The sequence below is a fragment of the Pseudoalteromonas sp. SWN29 genome (assembly GCF_015864465.1).
Taxonomy (GTDB): domain Bacteria; phylum Pseudomonadota; class Gammaproteobacteria; order Enterobacterales; family Alteromonadaceae; genus Pseudoalteromonas.
The window spans coordinates 1-696 of record NZ_JADYXE010000141.1; the positions used below are offsets into that span (position 1 = coordinate 1).

1 pseudogene is annotated in these 696 nt (G+C 39.1%); it reads left to right on the plus strand.

Going from position 1 to position 696, the window contains the following annotated elements:
- A pseudogene (locus I6F53_RS20700) lies at positions 1 to 215 on the plus strand (IS91 family transposase); the annotation flags it as partial.
- Between the last annotated feature and the right edge of the window lie 481 nt (positions 216 to 696).

Genomic DNA, 696 nt, shown 5'->3' on the forward strand with positions numbered 1-696 from the left:
ACTATGGCTTTTTAGCTAATGCGTGTCGCAAGCGAAAGTTAGGGTTAATAAAGGCTCAAGTATCAGCAACCCCATGCAAAGCGGTGAAGCCGAAGGTAGAGCAAGAACGATTAATACCCCATTGGTCTTGCCAGTCATGCAAGACGGGTACCTTACGATTTATTGGTGTGATGAATTTAGATGAGGCGACAAATAAAATAGCGCGAACGAGTTAGCAGCCTTGCTTGCTGCATCAAATCAATAAGTTAACCTGCTTAATTGCTCAGGCTAATAGCGACTGTGCGAGCGAAAAATATCCTTGCTTAACGGTTAAACATTCGGTTTAATGAATAGATAATAAACGCTGAGCAATGCAGGGAAAGCTTAAATTATAATAGGTAAGCTTATTAAATTAGCTGATTTAGCTAGAGCCTCTAAAAAGCAAATTCCCATAGCATAAACAACACCAACTCTGACACACCGAGCAGGTAGCGCCTCAGTCCAACAAGCGATTATGCAACACAAACTGCGTGTCGCATAAATACTAAAGTGTTAGGCATATCGATGGATCGCAAATATATTACTGCTGGAGTTATTTTTATAGTTTGCTTTTTAAGCTTATTTTTCCTGCCTGTTTTAGCTGTTTACACTAATAGTTTTATTCCTCGGCTCGTTAGTAATTATATGTTTTTTTGGCCTCAATTAAGTTTGCCATAT